The 24,961-nt window shown below is 60.1% G+C and carries 23 protein-coding genes; 14 read left to right on the top strand and 9 right to left on the bottom strand.

The window, feature by feature from the left end:
* Positions 1 to 44: 44 nt before the first annotated feature.
* The 5 genes from cheR (at position 45) to flgE (ending at position 4,183) form a co-directional block, all read left to right on the top strand.
* Positions 45 to 872 carry a protein-glutamate O-methyltransferase CheR gene (gene cheR, locus E3Z29_RS23965; protein WP_007963053.1) on the top strand — a complete coding sequence of 276 codons (828 nt, stop codon included), beginning with the start codon at positions 45 to 47 and terminating at the stop codon, positions 870 to 872.
* 365 nt (positions 873 to 1,237) lie between these two features.
* On the top strand, positions 1,238 to 1,645 hold the full coding sequence (gene flgB / locus E3Z29_RS23960) for a flagellar basal body rod protein FlgB (RefSeq protein WP_007917581.1): 408 nt from the start codon (positions 1,238 to 1,240) through the stop codon (positions 1,643 to 1,645).
* Between the two features lie 3 nt (positions 1,646 to 1,648).
* Positions 1,649 to 2,092 carry a flagellar basal body rod protein FlgC gene (gene flgC, locus E3Z29_RS23955; RefSeq protein WP_007963049.1) on the top strand — a complete coding sequence of 148 codons (444 nt, stop codon included), beginning with the start codon at positions 1,649 to 1,651 and terminating at the stop codon, positions 2,090 to 2,092.
* A gap of 15 nt (positions 2,093 to 2,107) precedes the next feature.
* On the top strand, positions 2,108 to 2,836 hold the full coding sequence (gene flgD, locus E3Z29_RS23950; RefSeq protein WP_097085799.1) for a flagellar hook assembly protein FlgD: 729 nt from the start codon (positions 2,108 to 2,110) through the stop codon (positions 2,834 to 2,836).
* Between the two features lie 30 nt (positions 2,837 to 2,866).
* Complete coding sequence (flgE, locus tag E3Z29_RS23945) at positions 2,867 to 4,183, top strand: flagellar hook protein FlgE (protein ID WP_098965102.1); 1,317 nt, start codon at positions 2,867 to 2,869, stop codon at positions 4,181 to 4,183.
* Positions 4,184 to 4,945: 762 nt separating this feature from the next.
* On the opposite strand, the gene E3Z29_RS23940 is transcribed toward flgE, so the two are convergent.
* Positions 4,946 to 7,840 carry a ribonucleoside-diphosphate reductase subunit alpha gene (locus tag E3Z29_RS23940; protein WP_096796807.1) on the bottom strand — a complete coding sequence of 965 codons (2,895 nt, stop codon included), beginning with the start codon at positions 7,838 to 7,840 and terminating at the stop codon, positions 4,946 to 4,948.
* Positions 7,841 to 8,690: 850 nt separating this feature from the next.
* On the opposite strand from E3Z29_RS23940, the gene E3Z29_RS23935 reads away from it, so the two are divergent.
* Together E3Z29_RS23935 and E3Z29_RS23930 are read left to right on the top strand one after the other, a co-directional pair.
* Positions 8,691 to 9,413 carry a response regulator gene (locus E3Z29_RS23935; protein ID WP_027612283.1) on the top strand — a complete coding sequence of 241 codons (723 nt, stop codon included), beginning with the start codon at positions 8,691 to 8,693 and terminating at the stop codon, positions 9,411 to 9,413.
* Positions 9,410 to 11,020: an ATP-binding protein gene (locus E3Z29_RS23930; RefSeq protein ID WP_096796805.1), complete on the top strand. Its 1,611-nt coding sequence runs from the start codon at positions 9,410 to 9,412 to the stop codon at positions 11,018 to 11,020. Before E3Z29_RS23935 ends, E3Z29_RS23930 begins: the two co-directional genes overlap by 4 nt.
* A 117-nt stretch (positions 11,021 to 11,137) precedes the next feature.
* Here E3Z29_RS23930 and E3Z29_RS23925 read toward each other — a convergent pair whose 3' ends face one another.
* On the bottom strand, positions 11,138 to 11,863 hold the full coding sequence (locus tag E3Z29_RS23925; protein ID WP_134787110.1) for a 4'-phosphopantetheinyl transferase: 726 nt from the start codon (positions 11,861 to 11,863) through the stop codon (positions 11,138 to 11,140).
* Positions 11,864 to 12,002: 139 nt separating this feature from the next.
* A complete protein-coding gene (locus E3Z29_RS23920; RefSeq protein WP_134787109.1) occupies positions 12,003 to 12,794 on the bottom strand; it encodes a dienelactone hydrolase family protein in 792 nt (263 codons plus the stop codon).
* A gap of 221 nt (positions 12,795 to 13,015) precedes the next feature.
* Between E3Z29_RS23920 and E3Z29_RS23915 the strand changes: the two genes are divergently transcribed.
* Both E3Z29_RS23915 and E3Z29_RS23910 read left to right on the top strand, forming a co-directional pair.
* Positions 13,016 to 13,693 carry a response regulator transcription factor gene (locus tag E3Z29_RS23915; protein ID WP_134787108.1) on the top strand — a complete coding sequence of 226 codons (678 nt, stop codon included), beginning with the start codon at positions 13,016 to 13,018 and terminating at the stop codon, positions 13,691 to 13,693.
* Positions 13,690 to 15,036, top strand: a complete 1,347-nt coding sequence (locus E3Z29_RS23910) for an ATP-binding protein (protein ID WP_098965094.1) — start codon at positions 13,690 to 13,692, stop codon at positions 15,034 to 15,036. Before E3Z29_RS23915 ends, E3Z29_RS23910 begins: the two co-directional genes overlap by 4 nt.
* A gap of 205 nt (positions 15,037 to 15,241) precedes the next feature.
* On the opposite strand, the gene E3Z29_RS23905 is transcribed toward E3Z29_RS23910, so the two are convergent.
* Positions 15,242 to 16,240 carry an AraC family transcriptional regulator gene (locus tag E3Z29_RS23905; RefSeq protein ID WP_134787107.1) on the bottom strand — a complete coding sequence of 333 codons (999 nt, stop codon included), beginning with the start codon at positions 16,238 to 16,240 and terminating at the stop codon, positions 15,242 to 15,244.
* A gap of 350 nt (positions 16,241 to 16,590) precedes the next feature.
* On the opposite strand from E3Z29_RS23905, the gene E3Z29_RS23900 reads away from it, so the two are divergent.
* Positions 16,591 to 17,925, top strand: a complete 1,335-nt coding sequence (locus E3Z29_RS23900; RefSeq protein WP_024164441.1) for a dicarboxylate/amino acid:cation symporter — start codon at positions 16,591 to 16,593, stop codon at positions 17,923 to 17,925.
* 256 nt (positions 17,926 to 18,181) lie between these two features.
* Complete coding sequence (locus E3Z29_RS23895; protein ID WP_134787106.1) at positions 18,182 to 19,363, top strand: CaiB/BaiF CoA-transferase family protein; 1,182 nt, start codon at positions 18,182 to 18,184, stop codon at positions 19,361 to 19,363.
* 110 nt (positions 19,364 to 19,473) lie between these two features.
* On the opposite strand, the gene E3Z29_RS23890 is transcribed toward E3Z29_RS23895, so the two are convergent.
* Positions 19,474 to 19,968 (bottom strand): SprT family zinc-dependent metalloprotease, encoded by a 495-nt coding sequence (locus E3Z29_RS23890; RefSeq protein WP_003227192.1) that lies wholly within the window; start codon positions 19,966 to 19,968, stop codon positions 19,474 to 19,476.
* Between the two features lie 148 nt (positions 19,969 to 20,116).
* Positions 20,117 to 20,719 (bottom strand): Yip1 family protein, encoded by a 603-nt coding sequence (locus E3Z29_RS23885; protein ID WP_007917515.1) that lies wholly within the window; start codon positions 20,717 to 20,719, stop codon positions 20,117 to 20,119.
* A gap of 444 nt (positions 20,720 to 21,163) precedes the next feature.
* On the opposite strand from E3Z29_RS23885, the gene ttcA reads away from it, so the two are divergent.
* Both ttcA and E3Z29_RS23875 read left to right on the top strand, forming a co-directional pair.
* The gene (gene ttcA / locus E3Z29_RS23880) at positions 21,164 to 21,988 is read left to right on the top strand and encodes a tRNA 2-thiocytidine(32) synthetase TtcA (RefSeq protein WP_041067551.1); all 825 of its coding nucleotides are present in this window, start codon (positions 21,164 to 21,166) and stop codon (positions 21,986 to 21,988) included.
* A 132-nt stretch (positions 21,989 to 22,120) separates the two neighbouring features.
* Positions 22,121 to 22,795, top strand: a complete 675-nt coding sequence (locus E3Z29_RS23875) for a DNA-3-methyladenine glycosylase I (protein WP_098965089.1) — start codon at positions 22,121 to 22,123, stop codon at positions 22,793 to 22,795.
* Between the two features lie 113 nt (positions 22,796 to 22,908).
* Here the strand turns inward: E3Z29_RS23875 and E3Z29_RS23870 are convergent, their stop codons facing one another.
* From E3Z29_RS23870 to arsC, 3 genes are read right to left on the bottom strand one after another with little or no spacing between them, the layout of a single operon-like run.
* Positions 22,909 to 23,334, bottom strand: coding sequence for a DUF2069 domain-containing protein (locus E3Z29_RS23870; protein ID WP_098965087.1), 426 nt, complete (start codon positions 23,332 to 23,334; stop codon positions 22,909 to 22,911).
* A 2-nt stretch (positions 23,335 to 23,336) separates the two neighbouring features.
* Positions 23,337 to 23,933: an NAD(P)H:quinone oxidoreductase gene (gene wrbA / locus E3Z29_RS23865; protein ID WP_134787105.1), complete on the bottom strand. Its 597-nt coding sequence runs from the start codon at positions 23,931 to 23,933 to the stop codon at positions 23,337 to 23,339.
* A complete protein-coding gene (gene arsC, locus E3Z29_RS23860) occupies positions 23,930 to 24,283 on the bottom strand; it encodes an arsenate reductase (glutaredoxin) (protein WP_134787104.1) in 354 nt (117 codons plus the stop codon). Before arsC ends, wrbA begins: the two co-directional genes overlap by 4 nt.
* 114 nt (positions 24,284 to 24,397) lie before the next feature.
* On the opposite strand from arsC, the gene E3Z29_RS23855 reads away from it, so the two are divergent.
* Positions 24,398 to 24,865, top strand: coding sequence for a TlpA disulfide reductase family protein (locus E3Z29_RS23855; RefSeq protein ID WP_096796797.1), 468 nt, complete (start codon positions 24,398 to 24,400; stop codon positions 24,863 to 24,865).
* Positions 24,866 to 24,961: the final 96 nt, after the last annotated feature.

The raw sequence follows: 24,961 nt of genomic DNA, 5'->3' as shown, positions 1-24,961 counted from the left end.
ACCTTTTGTCCCTGGCGGTCAACACGATTTAAGAGGCGGCATCATTGTCTACGGGTAATTTGGATTTCGAACAATTCCGGGTCTTCCTGGAAAAAGCCTGTGGCATTTTGCTCGGTGAAAACAAGCAGTACCTGGTCTCGAGCCGTCTCAACAAACTGATGGAGCAGCAAGGCATCAAGTCCCTGGGTGAGCTGGTACAGCGCATCCAGACCCAGCCGCGCAGCGGTTTGCGCGAGCAGGTGGTCGATGCCATGACGACCAACGAAACCCTGTGGTTTCGGGACACCTATCCGTTTGAAGTCTTGAAGAACAAGGTGCTGCCCGAGGCAATCAAGGCCAGTCCCAACCAGCGTCTGCGGATCTGGTCGGCGGCGTGCTCGTCGGGTCAGGAACCGTATTCGCTGTCGATGTCGATCGACGAGTTCGAGCGCAGCAACCTCGGTCAGTTGAAGATGGGCGTGCAGATCGTTGCCACGGACTTGTCCGGCAGCATGCTGACCAACTGCAAGACCGGCGAGTACGACAGCCTGGCGATCGGTCGCGGTTTGTCCGCCGATCGTCTGCAGCGCTACTTCGACCCGAAAGGGCCGGGGCGCTGGGTGATCAAGGCGCCGATCAAGAACCGGGTGGAATTCCGTTCGTTCAACCTGCTCGACAGCTACGCCAGTCTGGGCAAGTTCGACATCGTGTTTTGCCGCAACGTGCTGATCTACTTCTCCGCCGAGGTGAAGAAAGACATCCTGTTGCGCATTCACAGCACGCTGAAGCCGGGCGGCTATCTGTTCCTTGGCGCTTCCGAAGCGCTGAACGGTCTGCCGGATCATTACCAGATGGTCCAGTGCAGCCCGGGGATCATTTACCAGGCGAAGTGATTGCATCGGCAACACGAGAAACGGGAGTCCTTGGGGGCTCCCGTTTTTTTGTGCCTGAATTATCTCCTTCACACACCACAAAATCCCCTGTGGGAGCGGGCTTGCTCGCGAAGGCGGTGTGTCAGGAAAACAAATACTGACTTAGATGACGCTTTCGCGAGCAAGCCCGCTCCCACAGTTGTCCGGTGTTGGCGAGAGCACGCAAGCGGCAGAAAAGCGGCAGCCAGCGGAAACCGGTTGCCGCTTTTCTGGCATTGCCGCTTTGCCGACTCCTCGCAAAGCCCCGGTTTACGGGGGTTGTTCTGTTTGGCACGGCGCTTGCTAAAGCTCAGGTACGAAAAACCGGTCACCCGAAGGTTCCCGACATGAGCATCAGCTTCGATAAAGCGCTCGGCATTCACGAAAAGGCACTGGGCTTCCGCGCCCAGCGTGCCGAAGTCCTGGCCAACAACATCGCCAACGCCGATACCCCGAACTACAAGGCTCGGGATCTGGACTTCTCCAAAGTGCTTGAAGCACAGACCCAGAAGAACGCCAACGGCACCATCGCCCTGAACATGACCAACAGCCGTCACATCGAAGCTGAAGGCCTGGGCAATGGCGACGAGTCGCTGATGTATCGCACGCCGATGCAGCCTTCGATCGACCAGAACACCGTGGACGCTCAGCTCGAGCAGTCGAATTACGCGGAAAACGCGGTCGGCTTCCAGGCCAGCTTCACCCTGCTCAACAGCAAATTCAAAGGGCTGGTGTCAGCCCTGCGCGGAGAGTAATCCATGTCCCTGTCCAGCGTTTTCAACATTGCCGGCAGCGGCATGAGCGCACAAACCACGCGTCTGAACACCGTGGCTTCGAACATCGCCAACGCCGAAACCGTTTCGTCGAGCATCGATCAGACCTACCGCGCCCGTCACCCGGTGTTCGCCACCATGTTCCAGGGCGGCCAGAACACTGGCAGCAACTCGCTGTTCCAGAGCCAGGACGCCGCAGGGCAGGGCGTGCAGGTACTCGGCGTGGTCGAAGACCAGAGCAACCTCGAAGCGCGCTACGAGCCGAACCATCCGGCCGCTGACGCCAAGGGCTACGTCTACTACCCGAACGTCAACGTGGTGGAAGAAATGGCTGACATGATTTCCGCGAGCCGTTCGTTCCAGACCAACGCCGAAATGATGAACACCGCCAAAACCATGATGCAGAAGGTACTGACCCTCGGTCAGTAATAAGGGGCGACGGCCATGAGTGTTTCCGATACCACCAGCAGCCTGAGCATGAATGACATCCTGGCGAACTCCTCGAAGAAAACGAGCAGTTCGACCACCGGTGGCATTGCTTCGGCCACCAACAGCGCCACTGGCGGCAAAGCCCTGGGCAAGGATGCGTTCCTGCAACTGCTGGTCACCCAGCTGAAAAACCAGAACCCGCTTGATCCGCAGGACAACAGCGCTTTCGTAGCGCAGTTGGCGCAGTTCAGCAGCCTTGAGGGCATCACCACCCTCAACAGCACCGTCAGTTCGCTGGCCGGCAACTACAGCTCCTCGCAAGCCCTGCAGGCGTCGTCGCTGGTTGGCCGTAACGTGATCGTGCAGACCAACACCGTGCAATTGGACGACCCAAGCAAAGGCATGACCGGTTCGGTCACCGTGCCGTCGTCGATTGCCGGTGGCACCGTCAGCATTACCGACAGCAGCGGCACGGTGGTTCGCACCATCGATCTGGGCAGTCGCGCCGCAGGCAGCGCGAGCTTCACCTGGGACGGCAAGGACAAGGACGGCAATCTGGTGAAGACCGGTACCTATACCGTCAAAGCCAACGCCTCGATCAATGGCACCGCGACCGATATGGCGACCTACCTGCCAGCCACGGTCAACAGCGTGACCATCAGCCAGACCGGTGGCGAGCTGATGCTCAACCTGTCCGGCAAGGGCACCGTCGCCCTGTCCAAAGTACAAACCATTGGTATATAGAGCCGACTAACCGGCACAAAGGAGTGGAATATGTCTTTCAATATCGGCCTTAGCGGTCTCTATGCAGCCAACAAACAACTGGACGTGACCGGCAACAACATCGCCAACGTCGCGACCGCCGGTTTCAAATCGTCCCGTGCAGAATTCGAAGACGTTTACTCGTCGACCCGTCTGGGCAGTGGCAGCAAGGTCATCGGTAACGGTGTACGCCTGGCCAACGTTTCTCAGCAGTTCACCCAGGGTGACATCAACAACACCGGTAACGTGCTGGACATGGGTATCAACGGTTCCGGTTTCTTCACCATGAGCAACAACGGTTCGGTTTCCTATACCCGTGCCGGTACCTTCAAGGTCGACAACGCTGGTTACATCACCAACACCGACTACACCTCGCGCCTGCAGGGTTACGGTGTGGATGCCAACGGCAAGATCATCAATGGTGTGCTGACTGACCTGAAGATCGACACTTCCAACCTGGCGCCGAAGTCCACCTCGCTGGTGACCTCGACCATCAACCTGGACTCGACCGCTCCAGTAATCGACGACACAGTGCCCGCCGGCAAGTTCGATCCGAACAACCTCGCGACCTACACCAAATCGTTCAGCACGCCGATCTATGACAGTCAGGGCAACATGCACCCGATGGATCAGTACGTGGTCAAGACCGGTGCCAACACCTGGAAGGTCTACACCCTGGTAGACGGTCGTAATCCGGACGCTACCGGTAGCGATCCGAAGGTCACCGCGCCGACACCTTCGACCATGACGTTTGACTCCGCTGGCAAGCTGACTCAGGTCAGCACTCTGCCGGGTCCGGTGATCAGCAGTGACCTCAAGCTCAGTGGCTGGGTCCCGGGTAATGTGATCAACGGTACATTCAAGCCTAATGGTGCAGCCGCGAACCCGGCAGGCATCACCATTTCGATGGCTCAGACCACCCAGTACAACGCCGATACCGCCCGTTCGATCCCGACTCAGGATGGTTACGCCACTGGCCAGATCACCAACCTGACCATTGATGGCACCGGTACCCTGTTCGCCAACTTCAGCAACAACCAGAGCAAGGCCATCGGCCAGGTTGCGCTGGCCAGCTTCACCAACGAACAGGGCCTGCAGGCTATCGGTGGTACCAGCTGGAAAGAGACCTTCGCTTCCGGTATTCCGGGCTACGACGCGCCGAAAACCGGGACCTTGGGTGAGGTGGTATCCAACTCGCTGGAAGAGTCGAACGTTAACCTGACCAACGAGCTGGTGGACCTGATCAAGGGCCAGAGCAACTATCAGGCGAACGCCAAGACCATTTCGACCCAGAGCACCATCATGCAAACCATCATTCAGATGACCTGATTGCGGTTTCTGGTTGTGCAAGGGAGCCCCTCTTTTTGAGGGGCTTTTTTGTGGGCTATTGTTTTGTGGGCTTATCCGTTGCTGCGGTAACGGCTACTTAGGGTTTCGCCCTTACGGCGAGTCACTTTTGCAGACGCCCAAAAGTAACCAAAACGCTTCAGCCCCAACGTTCGGCCCTCGCCGTGGCTCGGGTTCCTTCGCTCCGGGATCGATCCGGGCGCATCGCCTCCGGTTTGCTTCGCTGCACCTCCTCTCGATGTGTTTGGCTTCGCCAAACGGTCGCTACGCTCCCGCCCCCCGGATCAATCCCTCCACTCAGCCTGCCGACGGGCTTTGAAGATCAAAAGCTGCAGCCGAGCTTGCGCTCATCCTGTTGAGTGGGGCGGCTTTGCCGCATGGGCTGTACGCTTTCTGAATTGTAGGAGCCAGCCTGCGGGCGATCGCGGCCTGACAGCCGACCAATCTCTTGCCGGTGTACTCAATCCCTGTGGGAGCGGGCTTGCTCGCGAAGGCGGTCTGACAGCCGACCAATCTCTTGCCGGTGTACTCAATCCCTGTGGGAGCGGGCTTGCCAGCGATAGCGGCCTGTGAGCCGACCAATCTCCGCCAGATTCACATAATCACTTCAGCAGTCTCGTTTCACTCGACAGCTCCTGCACATAAATGGCAGACAAAAGAAAACCCCCGACAAACCAGAAGTCTGTCGGGGGTTTCTTTTGTCTGGAAGAATCAGGCGTCTCGCGACGCCTGACCCGGCTCAGCTTATTGGCAAGCTTCGCAATCCGGCTCGTCGATCGCGCAAGCCTTTGGCACTGGCGCTGGGCCGGCCGGAGCTGCCAGAACCGAATCGTCGCCGTGGTTGCCGCCGCTGGAAACAGCGTTCAGCTTGCCGGTGTTGATGGTCGACTTCTCGGTGCTGGTCGCAGCCAGGGCACGGAGGTAGTAAGTGGTTTTCAGACCACGGTACCAGGCCATGCGGTAGGTCACGTCGAGCTTCTTGCCCGAGGCACCGGCGATGTACAGGTTCAGCGACTGGGCCTGGTCGATCCACTTCTGACGACGGCTTGCCGCGTCAACGATCCACTTGGTGTCCACTTCGAACGCGGTCGCGTAGAGCTCTTTGAGTTCTTGCGGGATGCGCTCGATCTGCTGAACCGAACCGTCGTAGTACTTCAGGTCGTTGATCATGACCGAGTCCCACAGACCGCGAGCCTTGAGGTCGCGAACCAGGTACGGGTTGATCACGGTGAATTCGCCCGACAGGTTCGATTTCACATACAGGTTCTGGTAGGTCGGTTCGATCGACTGCGATACGCCGGTGATGTTGGCGATGGTTGCGGTCGGTGCGATGGCCATGATGTTGGAGTTACGAATGCCTTTCTGTACACGGGCGCGAACCGGTGCCCAGTCCAGGGTTTCGTTCAGGTCAACGTCGATGTACTTCTGGCCACGTTGCTCGATCAGGATCTGTTGCGAATCCAGTGGCAGGATGCCTTTGGACCACAGCGAACCGTTGAAGGTCTCGTAAGCACCACGCTCGTCGGCCAGGTCGCAGGACGCCTGGATCGCGTAGTAGCTGACCGCTTCCATCGACTTGTCGGCGAACTCGACGGCAGCGTCGGAACCGTAAGGGATGTGCTGCAGGTACAGCGCGTCCTGGAAGCCCATGATGCCCAGACCGACCGGACGGTGGCGGAAGTTGGAGTTCTTCGCTTGCGGCACCGAGTAGTAGTTGATGTCGATCACGTTGTCGAGCATGCGCACGGCGGTGTTCACGGTGCGTTGCAGCTTGGCGGTGTCCAGCTTGCCGTCGACGATGTGGTTCGGCAGGTTGATCGAGCCCAGGTTGCAAACGGCGATCTCGTCCTTGTTGGTGTTCAAGGTGATCTCGGTGCACAGGTTCGAGCTGTGAACCACGCCGACGTGCTGCTGCGGGCTACGCAGGTTGCACGGATCCTTGAAAGTCAGCCATGGGTGGCCGGTTTCGAACAGCATGGAGAGCATTTTGCGCCACAGGTCTTTGGCCTGGATGGTCTTGAACAGCTTGACCTTGCCCGGGTACTCGGTCAGGGCTTCGTAGTACTCGTAGCGCTCTTCGAAGGCTTTGCCGGTCAGGTCGTGCAGGTCCGGTACTTCGGATGGCGAGAACAGGGTCCACTTGCCGTCATCGAAGACACGCTTCATGAACAGGTCAGGGATCCAGTTGGCGGTGTTCATGTCGTGGGTACGACGACGATCATCACCGGTGTTCTTGCGCAGTTCGATGAACTCTTCGATGTCCATGTGCCAGGTTTCCAGGTAGGCACACACAGCGCCTTTGCGCTTGCCACCCTGGTTAACGGCTACGGCGGTGTCGTTCACTACTTTCAGGAACGGAACCACGCCTTGCGACTTGCCGTTGGTGCCTTTGATGTACGAACCCAGTGCACGCACAGGGGTCCAGTCGTTGCCCAGGCCGCCAGCGAATTTCGACAACATGGCGTTGTCGTGAATCGCGTGGTAGATGCCCGACAGGTCGTCCGGAACGGTGGTCAGGTAGCAGCTCGACAGCTGTGGACGCAGGGTACCGGCGTTGAACAGGGTCGGAGTCGAAGCCATGTAGTCAAAGGACGACAGCAGGTTGTAGAACTCGATCGCACGGTCTTCTTTCTGCTTCTCTTCGATTGCCAGGCCCATGGCCACGCGCATGAAGAAGATCTGCGGCAGTTCGAAACGCACGCCATCCTTGTGGATGAAGTAACGGTCGTACAGGGTCTGCAGGCCCAGGTAGGTGAATTGCTGATCGCGCTCGTGGTTGATCGCCTTGCCCAGTTTTTCCAGGTCGAAGGTGGCCAGCACAGGGTTCAGCAGTTCGAACTCGATACCTTTGGCGATGTAAGCCGGCAGTGCCTTGGCGTACAGGTCGGCCATCTCGTGGTGAGTGGCGCTTTCGGCCACTTCGAGGAAGCCCAGGCCTTCGGCACGCAGGGTGTCCATCAGCAGGCGGGCGGTGACGAACGAGTAGTTCGGCTCGCGCTCGACCAGGGTACGCGCGGTCATTACCAGTGCGGTGTTGACGTCGTTCAGGGCCACGCCGTCGTACAGGTTCTTCAGGGTTTCGCGCTGGATCAGGTCGCCGTCGACTTCAGCCAGGCCTTCGCAGGCTTCGGTGACGATGGTGTTCAGGCGGCCCATGTCCAGCGGCGCGAGGCTGCCATCGGCACGGGTGATGCGGATCGACGGGTGCGCGTCGACCGCAGCTTCTACCGGCGCATGGGCTGCGCGTTCTTTCGAGCGGCCGTCACGGTAGATCACGTAGTCACGAGCGACTTTCTGCTCGCCGGCACGCATCAGGGCCAGTTCGACCTGGTCCTGGATCTCTTCGATGTGGATGGTGCCGCCCGACGGCATGCGACGCTTGAAGGTCGCGGTGACCTGTTCGGTCAGGCGCGCAACGGTGTCGTGGATTCGCGACGAAGCGGCAGCGGTGCCGCCCTCAACTGCGAGAAACGCTTTGGTGATAGCGACGGTGATCTTGTCATCGGTGTAAGGAACGACAGTGCCATTGCGCTTGATCACGCGCAGTTGACCAGGCGCGGTGGCGGCCAGATCCGAATTCGAATCGGCGGCCTGCGGCAAGGTGCCCTGCGGGTTCTCGCGAGTTGTGTCGGTTTGCATGGGTGTCTCCACGTTCTCTATGTTTGTTTGGGCACCATCAAGGTGCCCACCGTTCCGTCCTGAAGCACTACAACCGGCACGCGCCGGGCATAACGACTTCGGGACAGTTCAGGAAGGGGGCCTTGTGAGCGCCGCTTCCATGCCGAAGTCTTCGGTTCGCGCGATACGCGTGAGACCGCATTCCTTTCGGGGAGCAGATTCGTCACTGCAACACCCGTACCGTTATCGTCGTGGTCGACTGAAAAACGGTAGCCATCCGCAGGCGCGGTTTGGGCTTTCGAAAATACGTTTGGTTCAACCCGACAATGGCAATAAAAAGCCTTGAATTCACTGTCCGGTTTGTGTTTGGTTTTTTGCGAAAAACCCTACATGTAGGGTTTTTTTACGCACGGGCTACAAGATAATGCGTTTTGGGGGAGTATTGCAACGTATAGCCTGTGGATAAACCTGTGCGTAAATTGTGTGCGAAAGGGCTGATTCCCGTGTAGGCCGCGAACCTGCTGAGTTAGACCGTTTGTCACTGTTTTTCACCCGGGAAAAACGCTTCAGCGGATTTTTAAGGGCGCGAACCCTATCACAAAAAACCGCCTTGTCCGAACGCATTTGCCGACTTGTGTTCTGGCTGTACGCCGTTTATACAATCGAGCGGTGTTTACCCATTCTTATCCTCCCGAAAGATGACAAAAAGACGGGAAAAATGTGGGAGCGGGCTTGCTCGCGAAAGCGGTGGGTCAGGCAATTTCCATGTTGACCATGCCGCCGTCTTCGCGAGCAAGCCCGCTCCCACAGGGGAATTGAGTCAGGCCGAGCATTCTTCCTTATTAATAACAACAGCAAGCAGAGGTCACCGGTGGAGCAAGAAGCCTGGCAGGTATTGATAGTTGAGGATGACCAGCGTCTGGCCGAACTCACCCGCGAATACCTGCAAGCCAATGGATTGCGCGTGGAGATCGAAGGCAACGGCGCGCTGGCGGCGGCGCGGATCATCAAGGAGCAGCCGGACCTGGTGATCCTCGACCTGATGCTGCCCGGTGAAGACGGCCTGAGCATTTGCCGCAAGGTGCGCGATCGTTACGACGGGCCGATCCTGATGCTCACCGCACGCACCGACGATGCTGACCAGATTCAGGGTCTCGACCTCGGCGCTGATGATTACGTATGCAAACCGGTGCGCCCACGGCTGTTGCTCGCGCGCATTCAGGCTTTGCTGCGACGCAGCGACACAGCCGAGCCAATCGTGGAAAAAAGCCGTCGCCTGCAATTCGGCCCCCTGGTGGTGGACAACGCCTTGCGCGAAGCCTGGCTCAGCGACAGCGGCATCGAACTGACCAGTGCCGAATTCGACCTGCTCTGGCTGTTGGTGTCGAACGCCGGGCGAATCCTCTCTCGCGAAGAAATCTTCACTGCGTTGCGCGGCATCGGCTATGACGGTCAGGACCGCTCGATCGATGTGCGCATCTCGCGCATTCGCCCGAAGATTGGCGATGACCCCGACCATCCGCGCCTGATCAAGACCATCCGTAGCAAAGGCTACCTGTTCGTCCCTGAAGCCTGTGTGGATCTGGCGCTGTGAACTCGATCTTCCTGCGCATCTATGGCGGCATGTGCGCGGCGCTGATTCTGGTGGCGGTGCTTGGTGTGCTGGCGCTGCACCTGCTCAATCAGGTGCGCAGCGAGCAATACCGCGAGCGCCTGGCCCACGGCACGTTCTCGCTGATGGCCGACAACCTGCAACCGATGAACGAAACCGAGCGCCACCGGGCGTTGTTGGTCTGGGAGCGTCTGCTGGGGATTCCGCTGGCGCTGAAGAAGTTTTCCGAGACCGATCTGGATCTCTCTCAGCGCGCCCGGGTGCAGCGCGGTCAGGCCTTGGTAGAGCAGACCGGCCCGCATGCGGCGCGGGTCTATCGACTGGTCAGCGACAAGGAACAGCTGCTGCTGACCGGTGACGTACAACAGATCAGCGAGCAATTGGCCCGCGCGACTATTTATCTGTTGGCCGATGAACTGGTACGGGTGCCGGTCGGCGAACAGCCCAAACGACTGGCGCAGTTAAAGGAAGAGAAAGGCTTCGGTTTTGATCTGCGACTGGTCACGGTCAACGAGGCCGACATGGACGAAGACCAGAGCCGCCGAGTGTCCGAGGGCGATACGGTGATGGCGCTGGGCAAGGGCGGGGATTCGATCCGGGTGTTTGCCGGCATGGTCGGTACGCCGTGGGTGCTGGAGATCGGCCCGCTGTATCAGATGAATCCGTATCCGCCGCAATGGCTGGTGCTGATTGCGGCCCTCGGCCTGAGCCTGATCGGTCTGATCGTGTATCTGCTGGTGCGTCAGCTCGAACGACGTCTGCGCGGACTTGAAGCCGCGGCCACGCGCATCGCCAAGGGCAGCCTGGAAACCCGCGTGCCGGCCCGCGGAGCTGACTCGGTCGGGCGACTGGCAGCAGCGTTCAACGGCATGGCCGAGCACTTGCAGCAGTTGCTGGCGATCCAGCGCGAGCTGGTGCGTGCGGTGTCCCACGAACTGCGCACACCGGTGGCGCGCCTGCGTTTCGGGCTGGAGATGATCGGCTCGGCCACCACTCCGCAAGCGCTGGAAAAATACCGCGAGGGCATGGATCACGACATCGAGGATCTCGATAAGCTGGTCGACGAAATGCTCACTTACGCGCGGCTGGAGCAGGGTTCGCCGGCACTGACCTTTCAGCGCATTGACCTCGATGCGCTGGTCAATCAGGTGATCGCAGAACTGGCGCCGTTGCGTGCCGAGGTCACGGTGCAGCGCGGGTTGTGCCTGTCAGCGGCGGACAACGATGGCGCCTGGGTCGAAGCCGAGCCGCGCTTCCTGCATCGGGCGTTGCAGAATCTGGTGAGCAACGCGATGCGCCATGCGCGCTCGAATGTCACGGTGAGTTATCAGGTCGGGCAGTTGCGCTGCCGGGTCGATGTCGAGGATGACGGGCCGGGTGTGCCGGAGTCGGCGTGGGAACGGATCTTCACGCCGTTCCTGCGTCTGGATGACAGCCGCACCCGGGCCTCTGGTGGGCATGGGCTGGGGCTGTCGATTGTGCGGCGGATCATTCACTGGCATGACGGTCGGGCGCTGATCAACAAGAGCAAGAGTCTGGGTGGGGCTTGTTTCAGTCTGAGTTGGCCGAGGAATCAGGAGCGCCGCTGAGTTTTGCGTTAGCAGAAATGGCGCCTTCGCGAGCAAGCCCGCTCCCACAGGGGAATGTATTTCAAGGGTGGGAGCGGGCTTGCTCGCGAAGGCGGTGCAACAGTCGCCGAAAAATCCTCAGGCCGGAATGCTGACCAGACTCAACAACTGCCCATCCTGCACACCAAATTGCGCTTCCAGCTCGGTGCCATGACGCCATTCGCCAGACAAGTCAGTCAGCAAACGCAACCGGACCTGACCCTGCTCCGTCCACTCCAGCACCTCGGCGTGCTCGAAGTAGAAACGCTTCTGCACAATCGGGTACAGCGCCTTGAACAGGCTCTCTTTCACCGAAAACGTCAGGGTCACGCACAACGGCAGTTGTTCCCGCGCACCGGCGGCCATGCGTTGCAGCTCCGGCGGCGTCAGAATCTCCCCGGCCAGGCGTTCGGCGCGCTCGGTCTCGAGCAGGTTTTCCAGATCCATGCCCAAGCCGCGCCAGTGCTGCTTGTTGGCGACTATTGCCGCCGCGTGTCCGGTGCTGTGAGTGATCGAGCCGCAGATGTGCGCCGGCCACACCGGTGCGCGGTCTTCGCCAATCGCCGGAATCACGCTTGAGCCTTCCAGTTGCTGCAGCGCGGCCCGGGCGCAAATTCGCCCGGCAAGAAACTCTGCCTGGCGCTTGGCAACCGAACGCTGAATGCTCGGCGGCGGCTCGATGGCGCTGCGCTGGAAGTCATCGCCGAGCAGTTGCTTCGGGTCGAAACGGGTACTGAGCAGCACGGTCTCGGGCAGCACGCTGGGCAACGGCCAATGGGCGTCGAGCGGGGTGCAGCAGGCGGGGAGGGGCGGGCTGGAATTCATGGCGGGCATTTTGCCGATTCGCAGGGGCAAGGTCGAGCTCGGCGGTGCGGCTTTCGCGAGCAGGCTCGCTCCCACATTTGGAACGCATTCCCATGTGGGAGCGAGCCTGCTCGCGAAGGCCGCGCTGCAATCTATCTGATCAGCCAAAGATTTTCTGGAAGAACGCCTTCATGTCCGCCCAGGATTTTTCATCAGCCGCCTTGTTGTAACCGATATCCGGGCCACCGTGTTCACCGTGGCTCAAACGATCGGCATCCGGATTGGTGAAGCCATGCTTGGCGCCGTCGAGGCTGACGAATGTGTAGTCGGCGCCGGCCTTGTCCATCTCGGATTTGAATGCGGTGACGTTGTCTGGAGTGACCATGCTGTCCAGCGCACCGTGCTCGACCAGAATCTTCGCCTTCACACTGCCGGGCGTCGCCGGGGTGGTGGTCGCCAGCGCACCGTGGAAACTCACCACGCCCGCCAGCGGCTCGCCCTGACGCGCGGCGTTGAGCACCACGCCACCGCCGAAGCAGTAACCGATGGCGGCGATTTTATTGACGTCGGTCTGCGGCTGCTTTTTCAGCAGGTTCAACCCGGCCTCGAAACGTTTGCTGGAGGCCGCAGCATCCTGGGTCGCGGCCTGCATGAACGCCATCGCATCTTTCGGGTGCTCAGTGTTCTTGCCTTCGCCGTACATGTCGATCGCCAGCGCGCTGTAGCCCAGTTCGGCGAGATCGTGGGCGCGACGTTTAGCGTAATCGTTAAGGCCCCACCATTCATGCACCACGACGACTCCAGGGCGTTTGCCCTTGATCGCGTCGTCGTAGGCGTAGTAGCCGATCAGTTTGGTGCCGTCGGCACTCTGGTAGGGAATCTCCTGGGTCTTGATCGCGGCGTTGGCCAGACTGCTGGCAGCGAGCAAGGCGAGGGCGAGGAACAGGCGCATGGTCGGTCTCCTTATCGAAAGTGGTCAGGACAGCCTAGTCGATTTGATTCAGTGCAGGTTCACCGAGTGTTCAGGGCAGGTACAGGGGCGGCTTGCTAACCTTGCAGCCTATCGAACAGCAATGAGAAAGTTGTCGCCTGTGCCGTCGCCTTCGCGAGCAGACTCGCCCTCACAAGTATGCTGTTGACGTTGGAGCTTTTTGATTTGCCCGGGAGAGCGTTATGAAACTGTTGGTCGTCGAAGATGAAGCGCTGTTGCGCCATCACCTGCAAACCCGCCTGACGGAGAGCGGTCACGTGGTCGAGTCCGTGGCCAATGCCGAAGAGGCGCTGTACCAGACCGGACAGTTCAACTTCGATCTGGCGGTCATCGACCTCGGGCTGCCAGGCATGGGCGGTCTGGACTTGATCCGGCAGTTGCGCTCGACCGGCAAGACCTTTCCGATCCTGATCCTCACCGCGCGCGGCAACTGGCAAGACAAGGTCGAAGGCCTGGCGGCCGGTGCCGACGACTACGTGGTCAAGCCGTTCCAGTTCGAAGAACTCGAGGCGCGACTCAACGCCTTGCTGCGTCGCTCCAGCGGCTTCACCCAGTCCACCATCGTCGCCGGACCGCTGTTGCTGGACCTCAATCGCAAGCAGGCATCGCTGGATGCAGAGCCGCTGGCGCTGACTGCCTACGAATACCGCATCCTCGAATACCTCATGCGCCACCACCAGCAAGTGGTGCCCAAGGATCGCCTGATGGAGCAGCTCTATCCGGATGACGACGAGCGTGATCCGAACGTGATCGAAGTGCTGGTCGGCCGTCTGCGCCGCAAGCTCGAAGGACCGGGCGGGTTCAAGCCGATCGACACCGTGCGCGGTCTTGGCTACCTGTTCAATGAGCGCTGCACTTGATTCGTTCTCTACGCGTTCGCTTGATGCTCGCCGCCACCACGTTGGCGGTGTTGTTCATGCTTGGCTTGCTGCCGGCCATGCAAGGCGCGTTCAGCCTGGCATTGCAGGACTCGATCGAGCAGCGCCTGGCCTCGGATGTGACCACGCTGATTTCGGCGGCACGTATCGAGAACGGTCGCCTGCAGATGCCGGCGCAGTTGCCTGACGAGCGATTCAACCTTACTGACGGGCGTCTGCTGGGCTACATCTATGATCGCGAGGGGCATCTGGTCTGGCGCTCCAAGGGCACAGAAGAAGGGCAGATCAACTACAAGCCGCGTTACGACGGCATGGGCAATGAGTTCGCGCGGATTCGCCAGGCCAGCGGTCAGGAATTTTTTGTCTACGACGTCGAAGTCAAGTTGCTCGGGGGCAAGAGTGCGGCATTCAGCTTTGTGACCCTGCAACCGGTGCACGAGTACGAATCGACGCTCGAAGGCCTGCGCGACAACCTTTATCTGGGCTTTGGTGCTGCACTGTTTGTCTTGCTTGCGCTGTTGTGGATTGGCCTGACCTGGAGTTTGAAAGCCTTGCGCCGGTTGAGTCAGGAGCTCGACGAAATCGAAAGCGGCACTCGCGAAAGCCTCAGCGAACAACACCCGCGCGAACTGCTGCGCCTGACCGGCTCGCTCAACCGTTTGCTGCACAGTGAGCGCCAGCAGCGCAGCCGCTACCGTGACTCCCTCGATGATCTGGCGCACAGCCTGAAAACCCCGTTGGCGGTACTGCAAGGCGTCAGTGAAGACATGGCCCAACGCCCGGAAGATCGCGATCAAGCCTGGGTGCTGCAAACCCAGATCGAGCGCATGAGTCAGCAGATCAGCTATCAACTGCAACGCGCCAGCTTGCGCAAAAGTGGTCTGGTGCGCCATCAAGTGCGACTGCAACCGGTACTCAAAAGCCTGTGCGACACGCTGGACAAGGTCTACCGCGACAAACACGTGCGGGTGGCGTTTGATCTGCCGGAGCACTGTTACGTGCCGATCGAGCAGGGCGCGCTGCTGGAGATGATGGGCAACCTGCTGGAAAACGCCTATCGCCTGTGCCTGGGTGAAGTGCGCATCAGCGTGCGCGAGAGCCTCACCGGCATCGAGCTGTGCATTGAGGACGACGGCCCCGGTGTGCCGCCGAATCAGCGCGCGCGGATCCTCGAGCGTGGTGAGCGTCTGGATCGTCAGCATCCGGGGCAGGGCATCGGGCTGGCGGTGGTCAAGGACATCATCGAAAGCTACAACGCCAAGCTGATGCTCGGGGATTCGCCGATGGGCGGGGCGGCGTTCAGGATTCAGTTTCCTGCGGTTTAATTGGAAGTTGCCCTCACCCTAGCCCTCTCCCAGAGGTAGAGGGAACTGACCTAAGTGTCTCCAGAAAATGATCGACCTGAGTGATTTGCCTCGAATATGGATTCAGCAGAGAGCTTTCAGGTCGGCGTATTTATCGAGCTTCCCCCATCCAGTCCCCTCTCCCTCCGGGAGAGGGTTAGGGTGAGGGGCTTTTGACGTTAAAGCCTCACTGCTCCTGCGCCCGATAAGCCCCCGGTGTCAGCCCGGTCCATTTCTTGAACGCCCGGTGAAACGCCGACGGTTCGGAAAACCCCAACTGCTCGGCAATCTGTTGCAACGACAGATCCGCCCGTCCCAGATGATAGATCGCGATGTCCCGGCGCAACTGATCCTTCAATTCCTGAAAACTGCTGCCTTCCTCACGCAAATGCCGACGCAGGGTTTGCGGGCTGATGTGCAGCTGCGCGGCCACCGCTTCGAGGTCCGGCCACTGCGCACTGTCGCGGCTGAGCAAGCGGCGCAGGCGACTGCTGAGGCTGTCGCCGTCGTCCGGGCGCGATAGCAGGTCGGCGGGTGAGCGTTCGAGAAAGTGCTTGAGGGTGCGTTCGTCCTGCAACAGCGGCATCGACAGATAGCGACTGTGGAACAACAGGCTGCTTTGCTGGGCGCAAAACACCAGCGGGCAAGGGAACAGCAGGTCGTACTCGGCAGCGTGCGCCGGTTTCGGATAACTGAAGGTGGCCTGCTCCAGACGAATCCGCTGGCCGATCAGCCAACTGCCGAGGCGATGCCAGATCACCAGCAGGCTCTCGCTGAGAAAGTGATCCGGGTCCCATAACTGCGAGTCATCAAGGCTCAGGCGCACCCATTCGTCTTCGCGGCTCAGGCTCAGGCGCGGAGCCTCGGGGAATAGGCTATAAAACAATAAACCGCGTTGCAGTGCCTTCTCCAGATTGCGGCAGTGGATCAGCGCGTGGCACATCATCGCGAAGCTGCCGGGTTTGCTTGGCGCGTTGCCAAAGCCCAGGTATTCGTCATCCAGCGCCAGCCACAGACTCTGGATCAACTGGGTGAATTGCTCCGGGGCGATGCGCGCCCGAGGTTCATCGAGCAACTCGGGGCTGATGCCCAGTTGCTGCAGCAGCGGCGAATAGTCGAAGCCCGAACGGCGTGCGCCACCGAGGGCGGCACGGGCGAAATGACTGTCGATGGTGCGTTCGCGCATAAGCGGCAGATCCTTCCTCAAGCGCCGGATGGTAGCCGGGGCATGCGCAGGGCAACAAGGCGGATTTCCGCCAAATTGTAGGACGAGATCCGCTGACTTGGCGGAAATCCGCCACACTGGCGTCACCGGGCAGTGACAAAAAATACTCTGCATCCCCTGATATCAAAAGGCTTGCAGCGAATTGCACCAAAGTGGCACGGCGTTTGCGATAAGAGCGACAGAAGTGTGCGTCTATTCCGCGGGAATAGCGCCGCTCGAACAACAAATCCCTCCAGTGCAGGAGGGTTCGCAATTCAGGTTCTGCGCCCAACAGATGGATGTTGCCCGCGGGACGCTTGAGGACACTTGCAATGACGACTCGTCAGCCACTGTACAAATCCCTGTATTTCCAGGTGATCGTCGCGATCATCATCGGTATTGCCCTTGGTCACTACTACCCGCAGTTCGGTGTGGCGGTAAAGCCACTGGGTGACGGGTTCATCAAGCTGATCAAAATGATCATCGCCCCGATCATCTTCTGCACCGTGGTCAGCGGCATCGCTGGCATGCAAAGCATGAAGTCGGTCGGCAAGACCGGCGGTTATGCACTCCTGTACTTCGAAATCGTTTCGACCATCGCCCTGCTGGTCGGCCTGATCGTGGTCAACATCGTGCAGCCGGGCAACGGCATGCACATCGACGTCAGCACCCTGGACGCCTCGAAAGTCGCGACCTACGTGCAGCAAGGTGCAGACCAGAGCGTAGTCGGCTTCCTGCTCAACGTGATCCCGACCACCATCGTCGGCGCGTTCGCCACTGGTGACATCCTGCAAGTGCTGATGTTCTCGGTGATCTTCGGTTTCGCCCTGCATCGCCTGGGTGACTATGGCCGTCCGATCCTCGACTTCATCGATCGCTTCGCCCACGTGATGTTCAACATCATCAACATGATCATGAAGCTCGCGCCAATCGGTGCCTTCGGCGCGATGGCGTTCACCATCGGTGCTTACGGTGTCGGCTCGCTGGTGCAGTTGGGTCAACTGATGGCCTGCTTCTACATCACCTGCCTGGCCTTCATCCTGATCGTGCTGGGTGCCATCGCCCGCATGCACGGCTTCAGCGTGCTGAAGATGATTCGCTACATCCGTGAAGAGCTGCTGATCGTACTCGGTACTTCGTCTTCGGAATCGGTACTGCCACGCATGCTGATCAAGATGGAGCGTCTGGGCGCGAAGAAATCCGTCGTGGGTCTGGTGATCCCGACCGGTTACTCGTTCAACCTCGACGGTACCGCGATCTACCTGACCATGGCTGCAGTGTTCATTGCTCAGGCCACCGACACGCACATGGACATCACCCATCAGATCACCCTGCTGGTGGTGTTGCTGCTGTCCTCCAAAGGCGCCGCCGGTGTGACCGGTTCGGGCTTCATCGTGCTGGCCGCCACCCTGTCGGCAGTCGGTCACTTGCCGGTGGCCGGTCTGGCGCTGATCCTCGGTATCGACCGCTTCATGTCCGAAGCCCGCGCCCTGACCAACCTGGTCGGCAACGCCGTGGCGACCATCGTGGTTGCCAAGTGGGTGAAAGAGCTGGACACCGACGTGCTGCAATCCGAGCTGGCTTCGGGCGGTCGCGGTATCGTTGATACTCGTCCGGAAGATGACCTGGGTGTGGCTGAAGGTGCTACTCCGAGCAACGTCAAGTAATCTGAATTGGCTCCAGTGTAATGCTGGAGTCTGAGAGCCCTTGTGGTGAGGGGATTCATCCCCGATGGGTCGCGAAGCGGCCCCTTCTTAGATAGAAGGGGACTGCTGCGCAGTCCATCGGGGATGAATCCCCTCGCTACAGGGGTTTTTTATTGCCTGCGATTTGAGCATTACGGTCACTGCCGCTGATGCATCCGGTGATTGCCGTGCGCGGCATCGCTGCCTAGGCTGGGTGCATCGCCCAAGGAGTTCGCCCATGTCCGCGCCGCTGGCCTCACTGAAGATTCTGGATTTCTCGACCCTGCTGCCAGGGCCATTCGCCTCGCTGTTGCTAGCGGACATGGGCGCCGAAGTGCTGCGCATCGAGTCGCCGACGCGCATGGACCTGCTGCGGGTGTTGCCGCCGCATGATCAAGGTGTGTCCGCCAGCCACGCTTACCTCAACCGCAACAAGCGCAGTCTGGCGCTGGATCTCAAACAGCCTGAGGCGCTGGAGGTGGTCAGGCAGTTGCTGGCCGACTACGACATTGTCCTCGAGCAGTTCCGCCCCGGTGTAATGGAGCGTCTGGGTCTGGGTTATGAGGCGCTGAAGGCGATCAACCCGAAGCTGATTTACGTGTCGATCACCGGCTACGGCCAGACCGGGCCGTACAAGGATCGCGCCGGACATGACATCAACTACCTCGCCCTGGCCGGTCTGTCCAGTTACACCGGCCGCGCCGACAGCGGGCCGTTGCCGCTGGGCGTGCAGGTGGCGGATATCGCGGGTGGTTCGCTGCATGGGGTGATCGGCCTGCTGGCGGCGGTCATCGCCCGGCAGCAGACCGGGCAGGGCACGCATCTGGACGTGAGCATGACCGATTGCGCCTTCAGCCTGAACGCCATGGCCGGTGCCGGCTATCTGGCCTGTGGCGACGAACCGCATTGGGAAGAGCAGATGCTCAATGGCGGCAGCTTCTACGACTACTACCGCTCGCGCGACGGGCGCTGGCTGTCGGTGGGCAGTCTGGAACCGGGGTTCATGCAGCAGCTGTGTACGGCGTTGGGCCGGCCGGAGCTGGCGGCGCAGGGCTTGTCGCCGAAACCCGAGCAGCAACGGTTATTGAAGGATGCGTTGAAAGTCGAATTCGAGAAGCACGACTTTGCCGAGCTGCGCGCGTTGTTTGCCGAGGTCGATGCCTGTGTCGAACCGGTCTTGAACCTGAGCGAGGCGGTGCAGCATCCGCAGTTGCAGGCGCGTGAACTGGTGACCCAGGTGCCGCGTGGCGATGGCACGACCCAGGCGCAGATCGCCTGTCCGCTGAAGTTCTCCGAAGCGCTGCCGGCGCCGCGGCATGTCGGCGCAGGGTTGGGACAGCATACTGAGCAGGTGTTGGGGGAGTTGGGGTTTGATGCTGAGCAGATTGCCCAGTTGCGGCGTGCCAAGGTGATTCTCTAGCGTCTGTGCCGGCCCTTTCGCGAGCAAGCCCGCTCCCACAGGGGAATGCATTTCAAAATGTGGGAGCGGGCTTGCTCGCGAAGGCGTCGGCGGCGACAACACCAAACCGGCTATTCCACCCGCATCTCACCACTGAACACCAAAGTGTTGCGGCATCTACGGCATAAATACCGTCGCCCTTGGCGCACCAGACTATGACGCTGCGCCGAAAACGGAAAATCACTGTCGGCGCACGGGCATTTGTAGATGTAGCGGGTCACGCTGCGGCGTTTGATTGCGTAGGTGTGGCAGCGATCCGGCGGCAGTTCGTAAACCCCGCGCATGATCAGTTGCCACTCCTCGCCGTGCGGCTGGATGCGGTCGCCGAACAGTTGATGGGCGATCAGGTGCGCGACTTCGTGGGCCACGGTCTGCTTGAGGAAGTGTTCGGTGTTTTCCCGGTACAGCTGCGGGTTGAAGCGCAGCAGGTTCTCGTGCAGATGCGCGACACCGGCTTTTTGCCCGCGCAGCTTGAGGCTGACGACCGGGCGTTGGAAATGACGTTTGAAAAAGGCTTCAGCGAGTTGGTAACAGTCTTCGACGCGGGTATTGAGTTGCTCGGGCATGCTTGATGGATCTCCAGAGGCGTCGAGTATGCCGCAACGTTCCTGACTTGCGAATCGCTGACCTGCCGAATGGTCATCCGCTAAACGAGAAGGCCGCCTTGCGGCGGCCTGTATTGGCAGATCTTGTTGTTCTCGGGGGTAAAACCTGTCAGTTGGTGTACACCGGCCCCACGCCGAGGCCCCAGACAATCACGGTGAACGCCATGATGGCCACCAGCACCACCAGACCCACCGCCAGCACTGAGCTGGAAAACAGGAAGCCTTCATCCGATGGAATGTTCATGAACGTCGGCAGCCCCACGTACAGCAGATACACCGTGTAGCAGATGGCCGCCGTGCCGACGATCATTCCCAGCCACATGTGTGGATACAGCGCCGCCAGCCCGCCGACGAACAACGGTGTCGCGGTGTAGGTGGCGAATGCCACGCAACGGGCCAGACTCGGGTTGGCGTCATAGGTGCGGGCCATCCAGTGCACGAACGCGCCCATCACCGCGACCCCGCCGAGCATCGCCAGGTACGACATCACGGTCATCCAGATCGCACTTTCCACGGTGAGCATCACCGGTGCGCGATTGCCGATCACCCAGCCGACCTGAGTGGTGCCGATAAACGCCGAAACCGCCGGAATCGCCGCCAGGATCAGCGTGTGCGTCAGGTACATGTGGCTGATGCTTTCCTCTTGGTCGCCACGGATTTCCTTCCATTCCTGATCGGGGTGGGTAAAAAGTCCCACTACGTGATGGATCATGCCAGTCACTCCTCTTGTTATTGCCATCGCCCCCCAGCGGAGCGCCTACGGGCCAAAGGTGGCCGAGCAAATTCAGGTCTTCAGATGTGTGCGACCTTATGTCGCAGTATAGAAAGGACTTAACCGCACAGGGACTAGGGGCTTAGAGCAAATCGCGCTGTAAACCGGCGGGGTAATCGCGGCAGGGTCTTGCACATTTGAGGCCGGATCGACTCTGTGGCGAGGGAGCTTGCTCCCGCTCGGCTGCGCAGCAGTCGCCAATCCTTGCGGTTCGGTGAGTCAGGAAAATAACGGCTGCAGGTTTGGGGGCGCTTCGCACCCCAGCGGGAGCAAGCTCCCTCACCACAGGGGATCGGTTGAAAGTGACAGACCCACGGCCCTTCGTGCTCCCCGGGTTTTTGCGTAAAATGCCCGCCTTTCGTCACACCTCACGGATTTCGCGTCATGGGCACTCTTACGGTCAACCAGAACAAACTGCAAAAGCGCCTGCGCCGCCTGGCCGGCGAAGCGGTCGCCGATTTCAACATGATCGAAGACGGCGACAAGGTCATGGTCTGCCTGTCCGGGGGCAAGGACAGCTACACCATGCTCGACGTGCTGCTGCACCTGCAGAAGGTTGCACCGATCAAGTTCGAGATCGTCGCAGTGAACATGGACCAGAAGCAGCCGGGTTTCCCCGAGCACGTACTGCCGGCCTACCTGAAAGAGCTGGGCGTCGAGTACCACATCGTCGAGAAGGACACCTACTCGGTGGTCAAGGAACTGATCCCGGAAGGCAAGACCACTTGCTCGCTGTGCTCGCGCCTGCGTCGCGGCACGCTGTACACCTTTGCTGACGAAATCGGCGCGACCAAAATGGCCCTCGGTCACCACCGCGATGACATCGTCGAGACGTTCTTCCTCAACATGTTCTTCAACGGCACCCTCAAGGCGATGCCGCCCAAGCTGCGCGCCGACGACGGGCGCAACGTGGTGATCCGTCCGCTGGCCTACTGCAACGAGAAAGACATCCAGGCCTACTCGGACTTCAAGGAATTCCCGATCATCCCGTGCAACCTCTGCGGTTCGCAGGAAAACCTGCAGCGTCAGGTGGTCAAGGAAATGCTTCAGGACTGGGAGCGCAAGACTCCGGGCCGAACTGAAAGCATCTTCCGCAGTCTGCAGAACGTGGTGCCGTCGCAACTGGCCGACCGCAACCTGTTCGACTTCACCAGCCTGAAGATCGACGAAACGGCGGCTTCGCGCTTCGTCAACGTGGTCAATCTGTAAACACTGTCCCTGTGGGAGCGGGCTTGCTCGCGAAGGCGGTGTATCAGTCGCTATATGCGCCGACTGACACTCAGTCTTCGCGAGCAAGCCCGCTCCCACATTGGTTTTTTGTTTCATTCAATAGGAGAGGGCATGCGCGATTACAAGTGGCTGCACGAATACTGTCTGAACCGCTTCGGTTCGGCGGCTGAACTGGAAGCCCATCTGCCCGTTCCCAAGACTCCCGCGCAATTGCGCAAGATCAGCGACGATCGTTACCTCTCGACCATGGCCCTGCGCGTGTTTCGCGCTGGTCTGAAGCACAGCCTGGTGGACGCCAAGTGGCCGGCCTTCGAAGAAGTGTTCTTCAGGTTCGACCCGGAAAAAGTCGTGCTGATGAGCGCCGAACACCTCGAACGCCTGATGCAGGACGCGCGAATCATTCGCCACCTGGGCAAGCTCAAGAGCGTGCCGCGCAATGCCCAGTTCATCCTCGATGTGGAAAAGGACAAGGGCAGTTTCGGCGCGCTGATCGCCGACTGGCCGGTGACCGATATCGTCGGTCTGTGGACCTACCTGAAAAAGCACGGGAGTCAGTTGGGCGGGCTGTCGGCGCCGCGCTTCCTGCGCATGGTCGGCAAGGACACGTTCGTGCCGAGCTACGACGTGGTCGCGGCGCTGAATGCACAGAAGATCGTCGACAAGGCGCCGACCAGTCTGCGCGATCTGGCGATTGTGCAGAACGCGTTCAATCAGTGGCATGAACAGAGTGGCGGGCGGCCGATGAGCCAGATTTCGATGATGCTGGCGTACACCGTCAACCATTAAGACCGCATCGCCCCATTCGCGAGCAAGCCCGCTCCCACAGGATTCTTGTTGAAACACAATATTGTGATCGACACAAAAACTGTGGGAGCGAGCTTGCTCGCGAAGGCGTCAGCTCAGGCGGCGGAAATCTCGCCCTCGCCAGCCAGCTTGCGATTCAACTGATACCGCCACCGCACATACAGCAGCGCCGAGCAGAACAGCGCCAGGCTCGCGGCCATCTCCAGCACGCCAAACAGTTGCCGGTTCGGGTCATACGCTGCCAGTGCGCCCTTGATGAAATACAGATTCACCACAAAGCACATCCACGAGTGCGCACGCGCGTTGCCCATCAGCATCCCCGGCGCAAGGATCAGCCACGGGATCAGCTCGACCAGCAGGATCACCCACGGTCGGGCGCCGTGCAGGTCGGCGAACACCAGGTAGTAAGCGGCAAGCAGCCCGGCGAGGCCGAAGAAGCACAACAGGCTGACGATCCGCATCGCCTTGACGCGGGGTTCGAGCCACTCGACGGAGGGCAGGACTTTCGGCTTCTTCGCCACCCTTAGCCCTCCAGTTTTTGCGCGGTCTTGGCCAGGCGTGCGCCGAGTGCGCGACACAGCGCCATCTCGTGCTGATCGAGACCTTTTTTGCCATCGGCCCCGGCGTGATGACTGGCGCCATACGGCGTACCGCCGCCCTGGGTTTCCAGCAGCGCCGACTCGCTATACGGCAGGCCGGTGATCAGCATGCCGTGGTGCAACAGCGGCAGCATCATCGACAGCAGGGTGGTTTCCTGGCCGCCGTGCAGGCTGGCGGTGGAGGTGAAGACGCCGGCCGGTTTACCGACCAGTGCACCGGTCAGCCACAGGTTACTGGTGCCGTCGAGGAAGTACTTGAGCGGCGCGGCCATGTTGCCAAAGCGCGTTGGGCTGCCGAGAGCCAGACCCGCGCAATTCTTCAGGTCATCGAGCGTGGCATACAGCGCGCCTTCGTCGGGAATGTCAGCGGCCACCGCTTCGCACTCGGTGGAAATTGCCGGCACGGTACGCAGGCGCGCTTCGAGACCGGCCTGTTCGACACCGCGGGCGATCTGCCGGGCCATCTCGTTGGTCGAGCCGTTGCGGCTGTAATACAGAACCAGAATGTACGGCGCGCTCACGGCAGCAGCTCCAGCACATTTTCCGGCGGACGACCGATCACAGCCTTGTCGCCGACTTCGAGAATCGGTCGTTCCATCAGTTTTGGATGCTGGGCGATGGCGTCGATCAATTGCGCTTCGCTGAGGCTTTCGTCAGCCAGCTGAAGCATTTTGTATTCATCTTCTCCGTTGCGCAGCAACTGACGCGCGCTGATCCCGAGCTTGCCGAGCAGTGCCTTGATTTGCACCGCATTCAGCGGGGTTTCGAGGTAACGCACCACGTTCGGGGTCAGGCCACGGGCCTCGAGAAGTTCCAGCGCGCCGCGGGATTTCGAGCAGCGCGGATTGTGATAAAGCGTCAGATCGGTCATGGCGGGTCGCTTCTGGCGTAAAGTGGCGGCTATTCTAACTGTGCAGCGCGCAATCCAGAACCTTCAGAGGCGATGGGTCGCAGGCGCATTCAATTTTTGACCAGGGAACATGACATGACACGGCGATTGGCAGCGGCATTGACGATAATCGGGGCGTTGATGCTGGGGGGCTGCGGCAATGACTACGGCATTGACCAGAATGGTCAGAAGGTTGCGTCCGAGCGTCTGGACAAACAATGGGTAGTCATCAATTACTGGGCCGAATGGTGTGGCCCGTGCCGCACGGAAATTCCTGAGCTCAATCATTTGGCTGACGAACTCAAGAGCAAGAACATCGGCGTGTTCGGGGTCAACTTCGACAACGTCCAGGGTGAAGACCTGAAGAGCGCCAGCGAGAAGCTGGGCATCAAGTTCACCGTGCTGGCGCAGGATCCGGCGGACCTGTTCGACCTGCCGCGCAGTGAGGCCTTGCCGGTGACCTACATCATCGACAACAAGGGCAAGGTGCGTGAGCAGTTGATGGGCGAGCAGACGGCGGCGGGGGTGATGGCCAAGCTGGAGGCGTTGCAGGCGACAAAGTGAGCTGCCTCTAAAGAGCAACCCTCACCCCAGCCCTCTCCCAGAAGGAGAGGGAGCTGACCGAGGTGTCTGGCGCTTCCATCGACCTGGAAGATCGTG

Source organism: Pseudomonas sp. S150 (genome assembly GCF_004526365.1).
In the GTDB taxonomy this organism is placed as follows: Bacteria; Pseudomonadota; Gammaproteobacteria; order Pseudomonadales; family Pseudomonadaceae; genus Aquipseudomonas; species Aquipseudomonas putida_A.
The sequence above is the reverse complement of the archived record's forward strand: the minus strand, read 5'-3'. Positions and strand labels throughout refer to the sequence as shown.

What these genes read in the sequence shown, in the direction of transcription:
- E3Z29_RS23905 (WP_134787107.1), bottom strand. Translation starts at nt 16,240, where the DNA reads ATGCGCGAACGCACCATCGACAGTCATTTCGCCCGTGCCGCCCTCGGT.
- E3Z29_RS23920 (WP_134787109.1), bottom strand. Translation starts at nt 12,794, where the DNA reads ATGCGCCTGTTCCTCGCCCTCGCCTTGCTCGCTGCCAGCAGTCTGGCC.
- E3Z29_RS23915 (WP_134787108.1), top strand. Translation starts at nt 13,016, where the DNA reads ATGAAACTGTTGGTCGTCGAAGATGAAGCGCTGTTGCGCCATCACCTG.
- ttcA (WP_041067551.1), top strand. Translation starts at nt 21,164, where the DNA reads ATGGGCACTCTTACGGTCAACCAGAACAAACTGCAAAAGCGCCTGCGC.
- E3Z29_RS23940 (WP_096796807.1), bottom strand. Translation starts at nt 7,840, where the DNA reads ATGCAAACCGACACAACTCGCGAGAACCCGCAGGGCACCTTGCCGCAG.
- flgE (WP_098965102.1), top strand. Translation starts at nt 2,867, where the DNA reads ATGTCTTTCAATATCGGCCTTAGCGGTCTCTATGCAGCCAACAAACAA.
- flgC (WP_007963049.1), top strand. Translation starts at nt 1,649, where the DNA reads ATGTCCCTGTCCAGCGTTTTCAACATTGCCGGCAGCGGCATGAGCGCA.
- E3Z29_RS23885 (WP_007917515.1), bottom strand. Translation starts at nt 20,719, where the DNA reads ATGATCCATCACGTAGTGGGACTTTTTACCCACCCCGATCAGGAATGG.
- E3Z29_RS23890 (WP_003227192.1), bottom strand. Translation starts at nt 19,968, where the DNA reads ATGCCCGAGCAACTCAATACCCGCGTCGAAGACTGTTACCAACTCGCT.
- E3Z29_RS23855 (WP_096796797.1), top strand. Translation starts at nt 24,398, where the DNA reads ATGACACGGCGATTGGCAGCGGCATTGACGATAATCGGGGCGTTGATG.
- E3Z29_RS23900 (WP_024164441.1), top strand. Translation starts at nt 16,591, where the DNA reads ATGACGACTCGTCAGCCACTGTACAAATCCCTGTATTTCCAGGTGATC.
- E3Z29_RS23895 (WP_134787106.1), top strand. Translation starts at nt 18,182, where the DNA reads ATGTCCGCGCCGCTGGCCTCACTGAAGATTCTGGATTTCTCGACCCTG.
- E3Z29_RS23925 (WP_134787110.1), bottom strand. Translation starts at nt 11,863, where the DNA reads ATGAATTCCAGCCCGCCCCTCCCCGCCTGCTGCACCCCGCTCGACGCC.
- flgB (WP_007917581.1), top strand. Translation starts at nt 1,238, where the DNA reads ATGAGCATCAGCTTCGATAAAGCGCTCGGCATTCACGAAAAGGCACTG.
- flgD (WP_097085799.1), top strand. Translation starts at nt 2,108, where the DNA reads ATGAGTGTTTCCGATACCACCAGCAGCCTGAGCATGAATGACATCCTG.
- arsC (WP_134787104.1), bottom strand. Translation starts at nt 24,283, where the DNA reads ATGACCGATCTGACGCTTTATCACAATCCGCGCTGCTCGAAATCCCGC.
- E3Z29_RS23875 (WP_098965089.1), top strand. Translation starts at nt 22,121, where the DNA reads ATGCGCGATTACAAGTGGCTGCACGAATACTGTCTGAACCGCTTCGGT.